At 73.5% G+C, this 18,079-nt stretch carries 17 protein-coding genes; 4 read left to right on the forward strand and 13 right to left on the reverse strand.

Annotated features, from left to right (window positions below; genetic code table 11):
* Nucleotides 1-27: 27 nt before the first annotated feature.
* The gene (locus EES43_RS04100; protein WP_124267403.1) at nt 28-1,221 is read right to left on the reverse strand and encodes an argininosuccinate synthase; all 1,194 of its coding nucleotides are present in this window, start codon (nt 1,219-1,221) and stop codon (nt 28-30) included.
* A gap of 251 nt (nt 1,222-1,472) precedes the next feature.
* Between EES43_RS04100 and EES43_RS04105 the strand changes: the two genes are divergently transcribed.
* Nucleotides 1,473-2,174: a L,D-transpeptidase family protein gene (locus EES43_RS04105; RefSeq protein WP_124267404.1), complete on the forward strand. Its 702-nt coding sequence runs from the start codon at nt 1,473-1,475 to the stop codon at nt 2,172-2,174.
* Between the two features lie 10 nt (nt 2,175-2,184).
* On the opposite strand, the gene EES43_RS04110 is transcribed toward EES43_RS04105, so the two are convergent.
* The 8 genes from EES43_RS04110 to EES43_RS04145 form a co-directional block, all read right to left on the reverse strand.
* A complete protein-coding gene (locus tag EES43_RS04110; RefSeq protein WP_124267405.1) occupies nt 2,185-2,721 on the reverse strand; it encodes an arginine repressor in 537 nt (178 codons plus the stop codon).
* Between the two features lie 25 nt (nt 2,722-2,746).
* A complete protein-coding gene (locus EES43_RS04115; protein ID WP_124267406.1) occupies nt 2,747-3,943 on the reverse strand; it encodes an acetylornithine transaminase in 1,197 nt (398 codons plus the stop codon).
* Nucleotides 3,940-4,887 carry an acetylglutamate kinase gene (gene argB, locus EES43_RS04120; RefSeq protein ID WP_124267407.1) on the reverse strand — a complete coding sequence of 316 codons (948 nt, stop codon included), beginning with the start codon at nt 4,885-4,887 and terminating at the stop codon, nt 3,940-3,942. The genes EES43_RS04115 and argB overlap by 4 nt, the downstream gene beginning before the upstream one ends.
* On the reverse strand, nt 4,884-6,038 hold the full coding sequence (gene argJ, locus EES43_RS04125; protein ID WP_124267408.1) for a bifunctional glutamate N-acetyltransferase/amino-acid acetyltransferase ArgJ: 1,155 nt from the start codon (nt 6,036-6,038) through the stop codon (nt 4,884-4,886). The genes argB and argJ overlap by 4 nt, the downstream gene beginning before the upstream one ends.
* Complete coding sequence (gene argC, locus EES43_RS04130) at nt 6,035-7,063, reverse strand: N-acetyl-gamma-glutamyl-phosphate reductase (RefSeq protein WP_124267409.1); 1,029 nt, start codon at nt 7,061-7,063, stop codon at nt 6,035-6,037. The genes argJ and argC overlap by 4 nt, the downstream gene beginning before the upstream one ends.
* Nucleotides 7,064-7,191: 128 nt before the next feature.
* A complete protein-coding gene (gene rox, locus EES43_RS04135; protein WP_124267410.1) occupies nt 7,192-8,634 on the reverse strand; it encodes a rifampin monooxygenase in 1,443 nt (480 codons plus the stop codon).
* A 138-nt stretch (nt 8,635-8,772) separates the two neighbouring features.
* Complete coding sequence (locus EES43_RS04140; protein WP_241192325.1) at nt 8,773-10,143, reverse strand: hypothetical protein; 1,371 nt, start codon at nt 10,141-10,143, stop codon at nt 8,773-8,775.
* A 231-nt stretch (nt 10,144-10,374) separates the two neighbouring features.
* The gene (locus EES43_RS04145) at nt 10,375-11,175 is read right to left on the reverse strand and encodes a LysR family transcriptional regulator substrate-binding protein (RefSeq protein WP_124267411.1); all 801 of its coding nucleotides are present in this window, start codon (nt 11,173-11,175) and stop codon (nt 10,375-10,377) included.
* A gap of 59 nt (nt 11,176-11,234) precedes the next feature.
* Between EES43_RS04145 and EES43_RS04150 the strand changes: the two genes are divergently transcribed.
* Complete coding sequence (locus EES43_RS04150) at nt 11,235-11,627, forward strand: DUF5997 family protein (protein ID WP_124267412.1); 393 nt, start codon at nt 11,235-11,237, stop codon at nt 11,625-11,627.
* Nucleotides 11,628-11,781: 154 nt separating this feature from the next.
* Here EES43_RS04150 and EES43_RS04155 read toward each other — a convergent pair whose 3' ends face one another.
* From EES43_RS04155 to EES43_RS04165, 3 genes are all read right to left on the reverse strand, one after another.
* On the reverse strand, nt 11,782-12,279 hold the full coding sequence (locus EES43_RS04155; protein ID WP_124267413.1) for a peptidylprolyl isomerase: 498 nt from the start codon (nt 12,277-12,279) through the stop codon (nt 11,782-11,784).
* A gap of 123 nt (nt 12,280-12,402) precedes the next feature.
* A complete protein-coding gene (locus EES43_RS04160) occupies nt 12,403-12,978 on the reverse strand; it encodes a histidine phosphatase family protein (RefSeq protein ID WP_124267414.1) in 576 nt (191 codons plus the stop codon).
* 72 nt (nt 12,979-13,050) lie between these two features.
* Entirely contained in the window at nt 13,051-14,532 is a 1,482-nt protein-coding gene (locus tag EES43_RS04165) for an aminotransferase-like domain-containing protein (protein WP_124267415.1), read from the reverse strand.
* Between EES43_RS04165 and EES43_RS04170 the strand changes: the two genes are divergently transcribed.
* Entirely contained in the window at nt 14,531-15,592 is a 1,062-nt protein-coding gene (locus tag EES43_RS04170) for a DMT family transporter (RefSeq protein WP_124267416.1), read from the forward strand. The two genes, EES43_RS04165 and EES43_RS04170, sit on opposite strands and share 2 nt — an antisense overlap.
* A gap of 118 nt (nt 15,593-15,710) precedes the next feature.
* On the opposite strand, the gene EES43_RS04175 is transcribed toward EES43_RS04170, so the two are convergent.
* Nucleotides 15,711-16,946, reverse strand: a complete 1,236-nt coding sequence (locus EES43_RS04175) for a glycoside hydrolase family 10 protein (protein WP_124271779.1) — start codon at nt 16,944-16,946, stop codon at nt 15,711-15,713.
* Nucleotides 16,947-17,177: 231 nt separating this feature from the next.
* On the opposite strand from EES43_RS04175, the gene EES43_RS04180 reads away from it, so the two are divergent.
* Nucleotides 17,178-18,038 (forward strand): 3-hydroxybutyryl-CoA dehydrogenase, encoded by an 861-nt coding sequence (locus tag EES43_RS04180; protein WP_124267417.1) that lies wholly within the window; start codon nt 17,178-17,180, stop codon nt 18,036-18,038.
* Nucleotides 18,039-18,079 lie beyond the last annotated feature (41 nt).

Here is an 18,079-nt window from a genome sequence, read left to right on the forward strand (position 1 = left end):
GGGAGGCGGCTGTACAACGAGGGAGGGTCAGGCCAGGTCGCGCTTGGCCGCGATCTTCGAGGAGAGGCCGAAGAGCTCGATGAAGCCCTGGGCCTTGGACTGGTCGAAGGTGTCGCCCGAGTCGTAGGTGGCGAGGTTGAAGTCGTACAGCGACTCGCTGGAGCGGCGGCCGGTGACGACGGCCCGGCCGGCGTGCAGGGTCATCCGGATGTCGCCGGTGACGTGCTGGTTGGCCTCGTTGATGAAGCCGTCCAGGGCCCGCTTGAGCGGGGAGAACCACAGGCCGTCGTAGACCATCTCGCCCCAGCGCTGCTCGACCTGCCGCTTGTAGCGGGCCAGCTCGCGCTCGACGGTGACGTTCTCCAGCTCCTGGTGGGCGGTGATCAGCGCGATCGCGCCGGGCGCCTCGTACACCTCGCGGGACTTGATGCCCACGAGCCGGTCCTCGACCATGTCGATCCGGCCGACGCCCTGGGCGCCGGCCCGCTCGTTGAGCTGCTGGATCGCCTGGAGGACGGTGACGGGGCGGCCGTCGAGGGCGACCGGGACGCCCTCCTTGAAGGAGATGACGACCTCGTCGGCCTCGCGCGGGGCGGCCGGGTTCTCGGTGTACTCGTAGATGTCCTCGATCGGCGCGTTCCAGATGTCCTCCAGGAAGCCCGTCTCCACGGCGCGCCCGAAGACGTTCTGGTCGATGGAGTACGGGGACTTCTTGGTGGTCGCGATCGGGAGGTTCTTCTCCTCGCAGAAGGCGATCGCCTTGTCGCGGGTCATCGCGTAGTCGCGGACCGGGGCGATGCACTTCAGGTCGGGGCCGAGCGCGGAGATGCCGGCCTCGAAGCGGACCTGGTCGTTGCCCTTGCCGGTGCAGCCGTGGGCGACGATGCCCGCGCCGTGCTTCTGGGCGGCGGCGACGAGGTGCTTGACGATGGTCGGCCGGGAGAGGGCCGAGACCAGCGGGTAGCGGTCCATGTAGAGGGCGTTGGCCTTGATCGCCGGGAGGCAGTACTCCTCGGCGAACTCGTCCTTCGCGTCCGCGACCTCGGCTTCGACGGCACCGCAGGCGAGCGCGCGCTTGCGGATGACGTCCAGGTCCTCGCCGCCCTGGCCGACGTCCACGGCGACGGCGATGACCTCGGCGCCCGTCTCCTCGGCGATCCAGCCGATGGCGACGGAGGTGTCCAGGCCGCCCGAGTAGGCGAGTACGACGCGCTCGGTCACGGGTTTCTCCTTACGGTGCAATCACTGATGGGTATAACTATGCAATCCACCGTATGCTTTGTCAAAACCGCAGGTCAGGACCGTCGAGCGGGGCCTTGGGTGAGCTTCGAGGAGGGGCCGGCGGGCTGTCTGGGGTCCGCTCGCGCGGGCGGAAGCCGCCGCGTCCGGGAGCGGTGGGGCCGGCGGGCGTCCTGGGCCGGACGGAGCACTTCCGGTGGGGCCCGGCCGCATCGCGCCGTACGGTCCGGAGCATGCGCGGACCTCTCGTGACGCTCGCCGTCCTGCTCGCCCTGACCGGCTCACTCGGCGCGGGCCCTGGTGACGCCCCGCCGCTGCCCGACCGGATGGCGGACACGGGCGGCGGCAGCCAGCTGATCACCGCCCAGGCCCCGGACACCGGCTCCACGACGGGCACGGCGACCTGGTGGGAGCGGCGCGGGGGCGCCTGGGCGGCGGCGGGTTCGGCGCCCGCGCGCTTCGGCGCGAGGGGGCTGGCGGAGGGCGCCACCCGGCGGCAGGGCACGAACACCACGCCCACCGGCCTCTACGACCTGCCGTACGCCTTCGGCATCGAGGAGGCCCCGGCGGGGACGGCGTCCCGCTACCGCCGGGTCACCGACCGCTCCTGGTGGTGCCAGGACAACGAGTCGACGTCGTACAACCGCTGGGTGGAGCCCCTCCCGGCCGACTGCCGCGCCGAGGAGGCCGAGCACCTGGCCGCCTACCGGCCGCAGTACACCCACGCACTGGTCATCGGCTTCAACTACGACCGGCCGGTACGCGGGCGGGGCGCCGGGATCTTCCTGCACGTGAACGGGCGCGGCGCGACGGCCGGCTGCGTCTCCGTGCCGGCGGACGCGATGGCGGCGATCCTGGCCTGGGCGGACCCGGGGCGGCGGCCGCACATCGCGGTCGGGACCGACTCGGGCCCGACCGCGATCACGCGCTACTGAACGGGACCGCTCAGCGGTCGTTCTGGGCCAGCCGGAGCAGATGGTCGGCGAGCGCCTGGCCGCCGGCCGGGTCGCGGCTGATCAGCATCAGCGTGTCGTCGCCCGCGATGGTGCCGAGGATGTCGTGCAGTTCGGCCTGGTCGATGGCCGAGGCGAGGAACTGGGCCGCGCCGGGCGGGGTGCGCAGCACCACCAGGTTGGCCGACGCCTCGGCGGAGATGAGCAGTTCGGCCGAGAGCCTGCGCATCCGCTCCTCCTTGGCCGAACCGCCCAGCGGCGCTTGCGGGGTGCGGAATCCGCCCTCGCTCGGCACCGCGTAGATCAGCTCGCCGCCGGTGTTGCGGATCTTGACCGCGCCCAGCTCGTCGAGGTCGCGGGAGAGCGTCGCCTGCGTGACGCTCAGCCCGTCGTCGGCGAGCAGCTTCGCCAGCTGGCTCTGCGAGCGGACCGGCTGCCGGTTCAGGATGTCCACGATCCGGCGGTGCCGGGCGGTGCGGGTCTGCGGCACGGACGGCCCGCCGTACTCGGTCTCCTGCGCCTCGGTCATCGTCGTCGCCCCATTCCGCGGAGGGTCATGCTCCGGACCGTTCGTCCCGCTGTGCCGCGTCCAGTGCGCCCGGCAGGATCTCCAGGAACGCGTCCACCTCCGCGTCGCCGATGATCAGCGGCGGCATGAGCCGGACGACGTCGGGCGCGGGCGCGTTGACCAGGAGACCGGCTCGCTGGGCGGCCTGCTGCACCTGCGGTGCGAGGGGTTCGTTGAGCACGATGCCCAGCAGCAGCCCGGCGCCGCGGACATGGGAGACGAGCGGGTGGCCCAGGGCTTCCACGCCGTCGCGGATCCGCTCGCCGAGCCGCTTGACGGCGTCGAGCGCGCCGTCGGCCGCGAGGGTGTCCAGGACGGCGAGGCCGGCGGCGCAGGCCACCGGATTGCCGCCGAACGTGGTGCCGTGCTGGCCCGGCTTCAGCAGGTCGGCCGCCGGTCCGAAGGCGACGGTCGCGCCGATCGGCAGGCCGCCGCCGAGGCCCTTGGCGAGGGTGACGACGTCCGGCTCGACGCCCTGGTGCGCCTGGTGCTCGAACCACTGGCCGCAGCGGCCGATCCCGGTCTGCACCTCGTCCAGGACCAGCAGGGTGCCGGTGGCGCGGGTGATCTCCCGTGCGGCTTCCAGATACCCCCGGGGCGGGACGACCACGCCGTTCTCACCCTGTACGGGTTCGATGACGACCAGGGCGGTGTCGGTGGTCACCGCGGCCCGCAGCGCGTCGGCGTCCCCGTACGGCACGTGCGTGACGTGGCCGGGCATCGGCCGGAACGGCTCCTGCTTCCCCGGCTGGCCGGTGAGGGCGAGCGCGCCCATGGTCCGGCCGTGGAAGCCGCCGTCGGCGGCGACCATGTGGGTGCGTCCGGTGAGCCGGCCGATCTTGAAGGCGGCCTCGTTGGCCTCCGCGCCGGAGTTGGCGAAGAAGACCCGGCCGGTGCGCCCGAAGAGCTGGAGCAGCCGTTCGGCGAGGGCGACGGGCGGTTCGGCGATGAAGAGGTTGGAGACGTGGCCGAGGGAGGCGATCTGCCGGGAGACGGCCTCCACGACGGCCGGGTGGGCGTGGCCTAGGGCGTTGACCGCGATCCCGCCGACGAAGTCGAGGTAGCGGACGCCGTCCTCGTCCCAGACGTGGGCGCCCTCGCCGCGGACCAGCGGCAGCCGGGGCGTGCCGTAGTTGTCCATCAGCGCGCCCTGCCACCGAGGGGTGAGCCCCGTCCCGGTCATGATGCCCCCTGTCCGTGCGGTCCGTGTGCGGCCTGTGTTCCGTGTACCTCGACGGGGGCGTCGGGCACGACCATCGTGCCGATGCCCTCGTCGGTGAAGATCTCCAGCAGGATCGAGTGCTGGACCCGGCCGTCGATGACCCGGGCGGTCTCGACGCCGTTGCGCACCGCGTGCAGGCAGCCCTGCATCTTGGGCACCATGCCGCTGGACAGCTCGGGGAGCAGCTTCTCCAGCTCGCTCGCGGTGAGCCGGCTGATCACGTCGTCGCTGTTGGGCCAGTCCTCGTAGAGCCCTTCGACGTCGGTGAGGACCATCAGCGTCTCGGCGTCGAGCGCGGCGGCGAGCGCGGCGGCGGCGGTGTCGGCGTTGACGTTGTAGACGTGGTGGTCGTCGGCGGAGCGGGCGATGGAGGAGACGACCGGGATGCGGCCGTCGTCCAGCAGCGCCCGGATGGCGCCGGTGTCGATGGCGGTGATCTCCCCGACCCGGCCGATGTCGACGGTTTCGCCGTCGATGGTGGGCCGGTGCCGAGTGGCGGTGATGGTGTGGGCGTCCTCGCCGGTCAGGCCGACGGCGAGCGGGCCGTGCTGGTTGAGGAGCCCGACCAGCTCGCGCTGGACCTGCCCGGCGAGCACCATCCGCACGACGTCCATCGCCTCGGGAGTGGTGACCCGCAGCCCGGCCTTGAACTCGCTGACCAGGCCCTGCTTGTCGAGCTGGGCGCTGATCTGCGGGCCGCCGCCGTGCACGACGACGGGCTTGAGGCCGGCCTGCCGCAGGAAGACGACGTCCTGGGCGAAGGCGGCCTTCAGCTCCTCGTCGACCATGGCGTTGCCGCCGAACTTGATGACGACGGTCCGGCCGTTGTGGCGGGTCAGCCAGGGCAGCGCCTCGACGAGGATCTGCGCCTTCGGCAGTGCGGTGTGCTTCCGCGCGGTGGTCATGAGCTGTACGCGCTGTTCTCGTGGACGTAGTCCGCGGTGAGGTCGTTGGCCCAGATGACGGCCGACTCGGCTCCGGCGGCGAGGTCGGCGGTGATCCTGACCTCCCGGTAGCGCATGTCGACGAGGTCGCGGTCCTCGCCCACCGAGCCGTTCTTGCAGACCCAGACGTCGTTGATGGCGACGTTGAGCTGGTCCGGCTCGAAGGCGGCCCGGGTGGTGCCGATCGCGGAGAGCACCCGGCCCCAGTTCGGGTCCTCGCCGTGGATGGCGCACTTGAGGAGGTTGTTGCGGGCGATGGACCGGCCGACCTCGACGGCGTCGTCCTCGGTGGCCGCGTTGATCACCTCGATCCGGATGTCCTTGGACGCGCCCTCGGCGTCGCCGATGAGCTGGCGGGCGAGGTCGGCGCAGACGGCCCGCACGGCCTCGGCGAACTCGCCCTGCTCCGGCGTGATGCCACTGGCGCCGGAGGCGAGCAGCAGCACGGTGTCGTTGGTGGACATGCAGCCGTCGGAGTCGACCCGGTCGAAGGTGGTGCGGGTGGCCTCGCGCAGCGCCGCGTCCAGCGCGGGCGCGGCGACGTCGGCGTCGGTGGTGAGGACCACGAGCATGGTGGCGAGACCCGGTGCGAGCATCCCCGCGCCCTTGGCCATGCCGCCCACCGTCCAGCCGGTGCCGCCCGCGACGGCCGTCTTGTGCACGGTGTCGGTGGTCTTGATGGCGATGGCGGCCTTCTCGCCGCCGTGCTCGCTGAGCGCGGCGGCGGCCTGCTCGATGCCGGGGAGCAGCTTGTCCATCGGGAGCAGGATGCCGATGAGTCCGGTGGAGGCGACGGCGATCTCGCCCGCGCTGTGGCCGTCCAGCACCTCGGCGGCCCTCTCGGCGGTGGCGTGGGTGTCCTGGAACCCCTGGGGTCCCGTACAGGCGTTGGCCCCACCGGAGTTGAGGACGACGGCGGTGACCTCGCCGCCCTTGAGGACCTGCTCCGACCAGAGCACCGGAGCGGCCTTGACGCGGTTGGAGGTGAAGACGCCCGCGGCGGCGCGACGCGGCCCGTTGTTGACCACGAGGGCCAGGTCCGGGTTGCCGCTCTCCTTGATTCCGGCGGCGATGCCCGCCGCCGAGAACCCCTGTGCTGCCGTGACGCTCACGGTGCGACTCCGATCGTGGAAAGTCCGGTGTCCTCGGGAAGTCCGAGGGCGATGTTCATGCTCTGAAGGGCGCCGCCCGCGGTGCCCTTGGCGAGGTTGTCGATGGCGCTGACCACGACGATCCGACCGGCCGCCTCGTCGTACGCGACCTGGATCTGGACGGCGTTGGAGCCGTACACCGCGGCGGTGGCGGGCCACTGGCCCTCGGGCAGCAGGTCGGCGAACGGCTCGTCCGCGAACGCCTTCTCGTAGGCGGCGCGCAGGCTCTCGGTGCTCACGCCCGGCTTCGCCTTCGCGCTGCACGTGGCGAGGATTCCGCGCGGCATGGGCGCGAGGGTGGGCGTGAAGGAGACGGAGACCGGCTCGCCGGCGGCGGCGCTGAGGTTCTGGATCATCTCGGGCGTGTGGCGGTGCCCGCCGCCGACGCCGTACGGGGTCATGTTGCCCATCACCTCGGAGCCGAGCAGGTGCGGCTTGGCGGCCTTGCCCGCGCCGGAGGTGCCGGAGGCGGCGACGATCACGGCCTCGGGCTCGGCGAGGGCGGCGGCGTACGCCGGGAAGAGGGCGAGGGAGACCGCGGTCGGGTAGCAGCCGGGCACGGCGATGCGCCGCGCTCCCGCCAGCGCGGCCCGCGCGCCCGGCAGTTCGGGGAGCCCGTAGGGCCAGGTGCCGGCGTGCGGCGACCCGTAGAACCTCTCCCAGTCGGCGGGGTCCTTCAGCCGGAAGTCGGCGCCCATGTCGACCACCAGCACCTCGTCGCCGAGCTGCTCGGCGACGGCGGCGGACTGCCCGTGCGGCAGGGCCAGGAAGACGACGTCGTGCCCGGCGAGCACGTCCGCGGTGGTCGGCTCCAGCACCCGGTCGGCCAGCGGGCGCAGGTGCGGCTGGAGCGATCCGAGCGGCTGCCCGGCGTTGAAGTGCCCGGTCAGGGCCCCGATCTCGACCTCGGGGTGCACCAGCAGGAGGCGGAGCAGCTCCCCGCCGGCGTATCCGCTCGCCCCTGCCACCGCTGCGCGTACCACCATCGGAATCCTCCTCGTCGATGGCATGACTATACGCTGGCCCGCAGGTTTATGCAAAGAATTCCAGAGTGCCGCGCGACCGACGCGGGCGGGCGGCGACGGGCCGCACGCCGGGGCGCGGGACCAGTCTCTCAGCCGGCGGGGGCCGCCGTCGCCTTCGCGCCGAACCACCTCGGCAGCCGGTCGACCAGGTCCCGCTGGTCCTCGCCGACCCACGCCACATGGCCGTCCGGCCGCAGCAGCAGCGCGGGCACGTCCAGTCCCCCGCCGGCATCGACGACGTGGTCGACGCGGTCCTCCCAGCCCGCCACGGACAGCCGGCCGGTCGAGTCGAGCAGCAGCCCGCGCCCGCCCCGCATCAGCTCGTAGAGGCTGCCCCGCTTCAGCTCCACGTCCCGCAGCCGCCGGCCGAGCAGGTCGTGCCCCTCGCCGAAGTCGTAGCGGACCGCGATCGCCGTGATCTTCTCGATCAGATAGCGGTTCACGTCCTCGAACTCCACCAGTTCCGACAGCAGCCGGCGCACCGAACGGGGTCCGGGCTCCAGGGAGAGCAGCTCCATCTGCGCGCGGGTGTTGTCCAGCACGTCGGCCGCGACGGGCCTGCGCTCCCGCTGGTAGCTGTCCAACAGCCCTTCCGGGGCCCAGCCGTCGACCTCGGCGGCCAGCTTCCAGCCCAGGTTGAACGCGTCCTGGATGCCGAGGTTGAGCCCCTGGCCGCCGGTCGGCGGATGGATGTGCGCCGCGTCGCCCGCCAGCAGCACCCGGCCCGTCCGGTAGCGCTCGGCCAGGCGCGTGGCGTCGCCGAAGCGGGACAGCCAGCGCGGCGAGTGCGCGCCGAAGTCGGTGCCGGCGACCGCCCGCACCTGCCGCTTCAGCTCCTCCAGGGTCGGCGGGACCCTGCGGTCCTCGGCCAGTCCGTCGGCGGGCGCGACGAGGCGGTACACCCCGTCCCCGAGCGGCATGGCGCCGAACCGCCGCTGGGTCCGGCGGACTTCGGCCACCACGTCGGCCACCGTCTCGGGCGGCGCGGTCAGCTCCACCTCGGCCAGCAGCGTCTCGACCCGGGTGGGCTCGCCGGGGAAGCCGACGCCGAGCAGCTTGCGCACCGCGCTGCGCCCGCCGTCGCAGCCGACCAGGTAGCGCGAGCGCAGCCGTGTGCCGTCGGCCAGCTCAGCGGTCACCCCCTGGTCGTCCTGGGTCAGCCCGGTCAGCGCGCGGCCCCGCTCGAACTCGACGCCCAGCTCGGTGGCGTGCTCGGTCAGGATCCGGTCGACGGTGGTCTGCGGGATGCCGAGGACGTACGAGTGCGCGGTGTCCAGCCGGTCCGGCCACGCGGTGCCGAGACCGGCGAAGAACCCGCCGACGGTGAACTTCCGGCCGTGTTCGAGGAACCGGTCCAGCAGGCCGCGCTGGGCCATCACCTCGATACTGCGCACGTGCAGGCCGAGCGCGCGTACGACCGGGGTCGGCTCCTCCTCCTTCTCCACCACGAGCACCCGCACTCCGTGCAGTCGCAGTTCGGCCGCCAGCATCACGCCGGTCGGGCCACCGCCGACGACGATCACGTCTCTCATGAAAACCCCTCGAACGAGCCGGGGTCGGCCGCTCGGCTCGCTCCACCGCCGTTCCGGCCGCCCCCGTATGACATATACCGGAACAAGAACGCATGCAGTGCGCGTATCTCGCATTCCGCGTTTTCCGGCTTCGGCCGCTCATTCTGCGGTACGACCGGGGCCTTGCCGCAAGGCCCCCTGTGCGCTATACGTTGAGAGTGGCGAGGAGTCGACGAACTCCTCGCCTTTTCCTGTGCCGTCCGACGTGACCGGGCCGGAGCGCCGGGGCGGGCGGTCCAGGAGCAGCGGGACGGCCAGGACGGGCAGCAGCCAGACGAAGACGATGAGCCGGTGGCCGAGGAGCTGGTCCAGGTTGGGGTGGCCCGCCTGGTTGAGGAGGCCGGCCGCCGCCGCCCCCACGGCGACGGGCAGCAGCACCGCGGACCGCCGCCGCGCCAGCGCCCAGGCCGAGAGGGCGAGCAGGACGAGGAGGACGGGGCGGGCTGCCTGGCGCTCGATCCACGCCGCCCAGAACACCTTCTCCTGGGCGAGGAACAGCGGCCAGGGGTCCGCCACGTCGGGCCGGCTGTAGTGGTGCGTCAGGAGGTCCTGCGCACTGTCCTGGCCCGAGGGCCAGGACAGGAGGTGGGTCCCGGTGTGGATGAGGACGGCGAGTACGCCGCACAGCCCGGCCGCGCGCAGAGCACCAGGGGGAACCGGCCGGTGGCGCAGCCGTACGAGAACGGCCCGGGCCACGAGGACGGCGGCGAGCGCGGCGGCCAGGAGCAGCGCCTGCGAGTAGCGCACCGGGAACATCAGCGCCAGACCGCCCGCGACGAGCGCGGCGCCGGTACGCGGCCGGTCGCGGAGCAGCAGCGTGCAGCCGAGGACGACCGCCGTGCCGAGGGCGAGCGAGAGGCCGTCGCTGAGCGGGTTCATGGCGACGGTTCCGGTAGGCAGGGCGAGGAAGAGCGCCTGGCCGGTCAGGGCGGCCCGCCAGGAGGTCCCGGCGTGGCGGAGCGTCGCCAGGACGCAGAGGCTTCCGGCCAGCGCGACGGCCAGCCCGGCGAGCCAGAGGCCGGGGGCGATGCCGAAGAGGGTCACGAAGGGGACCAGGAAGAGCGGATAGCCGGGCCGGGCCTCGAAGATCGCCATGAAGCGGTGGTTCGCGAACGGCGCGGTCATGCCGGAGGTGTTGCCGTGGGCGGACCAGTGGGCCGTCGACGCGGTCAGCCGGCGTACGCACTGCTCCCGCGACTCGCCGGGGGCCTCCCTGCTGGTCCAGGGGATCGTGCGGAGCGGTCCGCGCTGCCCGCTGTCGCAGGAGTACCCGATGGCCAGCCGTCCCGCCTCGGCCCGGCTCTCGCCGCTGAGCGTCAGCGCGTAGGACAGGTAGTTCTTCGTGTCCGGCGAGGCCCGCCCGGTCACCGCGGTCAGCTGGAGCGCGGTGAACGCCAGCGCGATCAGCAGCAGGCCCACGACCGCCCGGCGCTCGGTACCGCGAGTGGTTCGAGTGCGGGTGTTTCGCATGAGACGGACGCTCCCCGGACGTACGGCAGGACGCATCGTCAACGAGGGAACGGGCGGGGCGTTCCGGTCCGCGTCCACCCGGCAGGAGCCTCGGGCGGGTACGCGTGCGCCCCACGGGGCGGTCCGTGCCGCCGGGGCGGGCGGCGGATCGGGTCGCCGCCGGCGGGCCGGCCCGGCGGCTGTCGGCGCGCCCGGAGCCGGGTCCCGGACCGTGCTGCCCGCCGCCCGGTCCTACCTGCCGCGGGGCTTCCCGCGCTTGCCCGCCTGGCCGGACCGGCCGCCCTTGGGGGCCGTGCCGCGCCGGTCCGCCGCGCCCTGGCGGCCGGGCGCGGGCTTGCGCCGCGCTCCCTCGCCCGTTTCGGCGCGCTTGGCCTTCGCCCGCGCCTTCTCCTTGGCCGGGGGCTGCGCCGCGGCGGCCACGCGGCCCCGGGTGCTGTTGACCGTGCGCCCGCGGACGATCCCGATGAACTCCTCGACCAGGTCGGGGGTGGTCTCCTCCTGAGGCCACGACAGGGCCACGCGCGAGGCGGGGGCCTGGGGGACCGGGCGGTAGGTGAGGTCCTTGCGGTGGTGGAGGCGGGCCAGGGACTGGGGGACGAGGAGGACGCCCACGCCCGCCGCCACCAGCTCGACGGCGTCCGCCGTGGTGGCCGGGCGCTCGATCGCGGGCCGGCCGGGCAGGGCCTCCCAGTCGAGGAGGTCGTCGAGGGGATGCAGGACGACCTCGTCGGCCAGGTCGGCGAGCGAGACCTCCTCGGCGGCGGTCGCGACGTGGCCCTTGGGGATCACGACGACGGTCGTCTCGGTGTAGAGGGGGATCGCGCTCAGCAGCGTCCGGTCGACGGGCAGTCGCACCAGTCCGGCGTCCGCGCCGCGCTCGGCCAGGAGCCCGGGGGCCTCCGCCGCGGAGGTCTGGAGCAGTTCCAGCGGGACGCCGGGCAGCCGCTGGTGCCAGACCCTCACCCACTTGGTGGGCGTCACGCCGGGGACGTACGCGAGTCTGAACGACGAGGGGATTTCCGAGCCTGTCACGGATCCAGGCTACCGGCCGGTGGTCGGAGGTATGTCCGGCGGTCGATACCCTGGACACCATGACGTCGCACAAGACCGCCCAGTCCATGAAGCCCGCCACCGCGGCGAAGAAGCTGGGTGTGTACCTCCAGGCCACCCCCGCCGAGTTCCAGGAGGGTGCCGTCTCGCGCACCGAGCTGAACGCCCTCCAGACCGACCCGCCCGCGTGGCTGGTGGAGCTGCGGCGCACCGGTCCGCACCCGCGCCCGGTCGTCGCGGCGAAGCTCGGCGTCTCCATCGCGGGGCTCGCCCGCGGCGGTGTCTCCGAGGCGCTCACCACGGAGCAGATCGACGCGCTCAAGGACGAGATGCCCGAATGGCTCGCCAAGGAGCGGGCCACCCAGGCGGAGGTCCGCAAGGAGGCCGCCCGCATCAAGGAGCGCAACGCGGAGCGGGCCGCCCAGTCGGGCTGAGCCCCGCACCCGCTCCCCCGGCCCCCGGCCCCCGGCCCCGGAGAACGGCCCGGGTGGTGCGTGCGGCCCCGGACAGCGGCGAGCCGCCGGCCCGACGCGGATGCGTCGGGCCGGCGGCTCGGCTGCGTACGGGATCGGCTGCGTACGGGAGGGGTCAGAGAACGCCGGAGTCGGCGATGGTGACCTTGGCGCGGGTGCGGCCGTTCGGGGTGCCGAGCGCCTCGATCTTGCGGACCAGGGCCAGGCCGTCCTCGTCGGCGACCTCGCCGAAGACCACGTGCTTGCCGTCCAGCCACGGGGTGAGCACCGTGGTGACGAAGAACTGCGAGCCGTTGGTGTTGGGGCCGGCGTTGGCCATCGAGAGCAGGCCCACGCGGTCGTGCTTGAGCGTGAAGTTCTCGTCGGCGAACTTCTCGCCGTAGATGCTCTTGCCGCCGGTGCCGTCGCCGCGCGTGAAGTCGCCGCCCTGGAGCATGAAGTCCGGGATGACGCGGTGGAAGGACGAGCCCTTGTAGCCGAAGCCCTTCTCGCCGGTGGCGAGGGCGCGGAAGTTCTCCGCCGTCTTGGGGACGACGTCGTCGTACAGGTTGAACGTGATCCGCCCTGCGGGCGCGTCGTCGATGGTGATGTCGAAGTAGACCTTGGTTGTCATGGAGCCATCCTCACACCCCTGGCAACCGCAGGTGAAACCCGGGTTCGGTCGGTGAATCGGTTGCCGCGCTCCGTGACCGCTCCGGGACCGCCGTCGGCCTCCGCCGTCCCGCCCGTACGGGGGTCAGCGGACGCCCGGCTCCAGGTCGATGCTCCAGCTCCGGGGCCGGCCGGTCAGGGCCACGGTGGAGAGCGGGCGGACGTCCACGTTCCAGAACGCCGCCGGAGGGGCGTTGAGCGCGTGGACGACGGCGGCGCGGATCACGGCGGGTTCGGCGACGGCGGCGATGAAGCCCTCGCAGTCGGGGCGGGTGTCCAGCCAGCCGCCGATCCGTCCGATGAAGCCGACCAGGGTCTCGCCGCCGTGCGGCGCGCTCTGCGGATCGCTGAGCCAGAGGTCGACGGCGGCCGGTTCCCGGGCGGTCGCCTCGGCCAGGGTCGCGCCCCGCCAACGGCCCATGTCGCAGTCCCGCAGGGCGGGTTGGGCCATGGGCGCCAGCCCGAGCGCGTCACCGGTGGCGCGGCTGCGCGGTGTGGGCGAGCAGTAGCGCAGTTCGGCCGCGGCGAGCGGGAGCAGGGTGGGCGCGACGAGCCGCACCTCGTGCCGGCCGAAGTGGTCGAGCGGCCGGTCCTCGTTGAAGCGCTCGGCCAGGCGGGAGGAGCTGCGTGCCGCCGCGACCAGGAAGACCCGAAGCGTCATGGCCGGATCGTGGTGCCGAACGCCCGTCTGGTCAAGGGGGTCCGGCCGGATCGACGGGACGCCCTCGCGCGGTCAGGGCCCGGGGCCCCCGGCGGAGCCGCCCGGCCGGAGCAGGCCGTCGCGGGCGGCGCGCAGTCTGCGGACGCCCTCCGCGATCTCGGCCGGACCGGAGACCGCGGCGAAGCTGAGCCGTACGTGTCCGCCCGGCGGCTCGGCGCAGAAGTACGGGCTGCCGGGGGCGATGGCGACCGAGGCGCGCAGGGCGGCGGAGACCATGGCGGACTCGTCGGTGCCGGTTCCGGCCCCGGTGGCGGGCAGCCGGAGCCAGAGGCTGCCGCCGCCGGCCGGGAGGTGGGTGAGGGCGAGTTCGGGCAGGTGCGCGCGGAGGGCGGCTGCCATGGCGGTACGGCGGTTCTTCAGCCCCGACGCCACGGAGCCGAGATGGCGGCCCCAGGACGGTGAGCCGACGAGTTCGAGCGCGGCCTCCTGGAGCGGGCGCGGCACGAAGAAGCTGTCGACGACCTGGATCGCGCGGAGCCGTTCGAGCACCGGGCCCCGGGCGGCCAGCGCGCCCACCCGCAGGCTGGGCGAGGCGATCTTGGTGAGGGAGCAGACGTGGACGACCACGCCGTCGGGGTCGTCGGCGGCCAGCGGCGCCGGCAGGGGCCCGGCGTCCTCGTGGACGAGGCGGCGGGCGAAGTCGTCCTCGACGACGAAGGCTCCCGCCGCCCGCGCGATCGCCAGGATCTCCGGGCGGCGGGCCGGGGCGAGGACGACCCCGGTGGGGTTCTGGAAGAGCGGCTGGGTGACGAAGACCCGGGCCCCGGTGGCCCGGAACGCGTCGGCCAGCAACTCGGGCCGCACCCCGTCCGCGTCCATCGGGACCGGTACGGGGCGCAGCCCCGCGGCGCGGGCGACGGCGAGCATGCCGGGGTAGGTGGGCGACTCCACGAGGACCGGGGCTCCGGGCGGGGCGAGCGCGCGCAGCGCGGTGGCCAGCGCGCTCTGGCCGCCCGCGGTGATCAGGACGTCGGAGCCGGCGACGGTGGGGCCGATCTCGCGGGCGAACCAGGAGCGCAGTTCGGGCAGCCCGTCCGTGGGCGGCCGGCCCCAGGCTCCGGGCCTGCGGCCGGCGCGGGCGAGGGCCGCCGAGAGCGCCCGCTCGGGCTGGAGGGAGGGGTGCAGGTAGCCGCCGTTGAACTCGATGACGCCGGGCGGAGGGGCGGTGAGGGTGATCAGGACGCCGGAGGCGTCGACGCTGCGCGGCACGGCCTCGGGGCCGCCGTCGCCGCTCAGCGACACCTCCTGCCAGGAGGTGTCTCCGGGGGCGGGCAGCTCGGTACGGGGCTGGGCCCGGAAGGCCCCGGAGCCGGGACGGGTGACCACGAGCCCCTCGGCGGCGAGCTGGGCGATGGCCCGGGAGACGGTCACGGGACTGACGCGGAAGCGCTCTACGAGGGCCCGACTCGACGGGAGCTTTCCACCCGGAGAGTAGCGGTCGAGCTCACCCCTCAGGGAAGTCACCAGTTCCAGGACGCTGTTACGCTCATGCATGAGAGCACACGATAGCGCTACCCCGGCATCATCGATAGCGGTGAGCGACCTGCACCGCCGCCCGGCGGAGCGGGCCGCGCCCGCGGCGGACGCGGCCCCGCCGGAGGCGTCCGCGCGGTTCGCGACCGCCGCCCCGGCCACGGCACGCGGCGGAGTCGTCCTCGCCGCGCTCGGCGTGGTGGCGTTCTCGCTCACCTTTCCCTCCACGGCCTGGGGGCTGGAGAGTTTCGGCCCCTGGTCCCTGGTCGCCCTGCGCAGCATGCTGGCCGCGCTGATCGCCGGGACCATGATGCTGGCGGCCCGCGTCCCGCCGCCGGCCCGCCGCCACTGGGGCGGGCTCGCGGTCGTCGCGGGCGGCGTCGTGGTCGGGTTCCCGCTGCTCACGACGCTCGCACTGCAGACCTCCACGTCGTCGCACGCCGCCGTCGTCGTGGGTCTGCTGCCGCTGACCACGGCGGTCCTGTCCTCCCTGCGCACCGGCGAACGCCCCTCGCGTACGTTCTGGATCGCCGCACTGGCCGGGGCGGCCGTGGTGATCGCCTTCACCGTGCAGCAGAGCGGCGGCGCGGTGTCCTCGGGCGACCTCTACCTGTTCGGCGCGCTGCTGGTGTGCGCGGCCGGGTACACCGAGGGCGGCCGGCTGGCCCGGGTGATGCCGGGCTGGCAGGTGATCGGCTGGGCGCTGATCCTGTGCCTGCCGCTCGCGGTGGCGGGCAGCGCGGTCGCTCTGCGGCTGGAGCCGGTGCACCTGACCGCGCACGGCGTGCTCGGCCTGGTCTGGGTGGCCGCCGGGTCCACCCTCTTCGGCCTGTACGTCTGGTACCGGGGCATGGCGGAGATCGGGGTGCCCCGGGCCAGTCAACTCCAGCTCGCCCAGCCGCTGCTGACGCTGGCCTGGTCCTTCCTGCTGCTCGGCGAGGAGGTGTCGGCGGCGGCCCCGGCGGCCGCGGTCGCGGTGCTCGTCTGCATCGCGGCCACGCAGCGCACGGCCCGCCGCCGGGGCGCACGCGGCGGCGTGTCCGCGCGCACCCGAGGGGCCGGAGCCGAAGGGCCGCCGTGACCGGTCGGCGCCGGGCCCGTCCGGTCGGAACGCCGACCGGTCGGTTCGGCACCCCGTCGGACCGGAGCGCCGTCCGGTCGGTTCCGCCCCCGACCGGTCAGCTCCGCGCTCCGACCGGTCAGTTCCGCGCGCGGACCCGGCTCGGGTAGTGGTCGGCCACCACCTGGGCCATCGCGCCGATCCGGTCTCTCACCGCCGACTTCGCCGAGAAGAAGACGTGCCCGCCCACCTCCGCGTGCTCCTTGGCCAGCGTGAGGTGGCGGGAGAGCTCGGCGCGGTCCTGCCAGGCGGCGGGCTGTGCCGGATCGCCCGCCTTGTACAGCGCCTCCCCCACGTACAGCGCGACGCCGGTGCCCCGTACGGTCCCGCTCCACCAGGCCACCAGCTTGCGGTAGTCGGCGGAGGCGAGGCCGATGTGCCAGTAGAGCTGTGGGCAGATGTAGTCGATCCAGCCCTTCTTGACCCACTTGCGGGTGTCGGCGTGCAGATCGTCGTAGGTCTCCACCCCGGCCCGGCTGTCGGAGCCGAGCGGGTCGGTCGAGGCGTTGCGCCAGACGCCGAACGGGCTGACGCCGAACCGGACGCCCTTCCTGACCTCCTGGATCCGCTCGCTCATCTCGCGCACCAGCCGGTCGGTGTTGTCCCGCCGCCAGGCCGCCCGGTCGGCGAAGTCCGCCCCGTACCGCTCGTAGGCGTCGTCGTCCGCGAACCGCTCGCCGGCCACCGGATACGGGTAGAAGTAGTCGTCCCAGTGCACCGCGTCGACGGCGTAGCGGCGCACGGCGTCCAGCATCGCGTCCTGGACGAAGCGCCGGACCTCCGGCAGCCCCGGGTTGTAGTAGAGCTTCCCGCCGTACGGCAGGACCCAGTCGGGGTGGCGGCGGGCCGGATGCGAGGCGACGAGCCGGGAGGGGTCGGTGTGGTTCGCCACCCGGTACGGGTTGAACCAGGCGTGCAGCTCCAGCCCGCGGGCGTGCGCCTCGCGCACCGCCGTGCCGAGCGGGTCCCAGCCCGGGTCCTTGCCCTGCACCCCGGTGAGGACGGCGGACCACGGTTCGTGCGGGGAGGGCCACAGCGCGTCGGCGGTCGGCCGGACCTGGAAGACCACCGCGTTGAGCCGCAGTTCGACGGCGCGGTCCAGCAAGGCGATCAGCTCGGCCTTCTGCGCCGCCGCCGTCAGACCGGCCTTGGACGGCCAGTCCACCCCCGAGACGGTGGCGATCCACAGCCCGCGCATCTCGGCGGGCTCGGCCCGGCCGCCGCCTCTCCGGGCCCGTCGGAGCCCCGCCGCCGGGGAGGCGACGGCGTCACCGGCCGCCGCCATCGCCGCCGCCGTCCCGGCCGCGCCCACCACGAAGGCCCTCCTGGCCATACCCGTACGCCCCATGTGCCGCACCTCGTCCCTCCGCGCTCCCCCACGACCCCGATAGCCGTGTGTGACGACATCATGCCCCTCCGTAGCCGGATGACCCGCAGGTCGTGGAGGCCAGGTCGCGGAGTAACGTCGTGGGGTCGAGGCGGGCACCGGAACCACACGGGACCCTGCGATACGGAGAACGGCGAAAGGCACGAGGTGACGGACTCTATGGCCGACATTGCACGCGTCGGGGTGGTGGGCTGTGGCCAGATGGGCGCAGGTATCGCGGAGGTGTGCGCGCGGAGCGGCCTCGAAGTGAAGGTCGCCGAGACCACCGGCGAGGCGCTGGAGATCGGCCGGACCCGGCTGCACAACTCCCTCTCGAAGGCCGCCGAACGCGGCAAGATCACCGCGGCGGAGCGGGACGAGACCCTCGGCCGCCTGAGCTTCACCACCGACCTCGGGGAGTTCGCCGACCGCGATCTCGTCATCGAGGCCGTCGTGGAGAACGAGCAGGTCAAGACGGAGATCTTCCAGATCCTCGACCAGGTGGTGACCCGGCAGGACGCGATCCTGGCCTCCAACACCTCCTCCATCCCGCTGGTGAAGCTGGCCGTCGCGACCTCCCGCCCCGAACAGGTGATCGGGATCCACTTCTTCAACCCGGCCCCGGTGCAGAAGCTCGTCGAGCTGATCCCGGCGCTGACCACCTCGGACGAGACGGTCACGCGCGCCGAGGCCGTGGTGCAGGACGTGCTGGGCAAGCACGCGATCCGCGCCCAGGACCGGTCCGGGTTCGTCGTCAACGCGCTGCTGATCCCGTATCTGCTCTCCGCGATCCGCATGTTCGAGTCGGGCATCGCCAGCCGCGAGGACATCGACAACGGCATGGAGCTCGGCTGCGCCCACCCGATGGGGCCGCTCAAGCTCGCCGACCTGATCGGCCTCGACACCGTCGCCTCGGTCGCCGACTCGATGTACGCCGAGTACAAGGAGCCGCTGTACGCCGCTCCCCCGCTGCTCCAGCGCATGGTCGACGCGGGCCGGCTCGGCCGCAAGACGGGGTCGGGGTTCTACCCGTACGCCTGAGGTCCCGTACGTCTGAGGCCGCTGGGTCCGGAGCCCGTGCG

It is taken from the genome of Streptomyces sp. ADI96-02, assembly GCF_003846185.1.
In the GTDB taxonomy this organism is placed as follows: Bacteria; Actinomycetota; Actinomycetes; order Streptomycetales; family Streptomycetaceae; genus Streptomyces.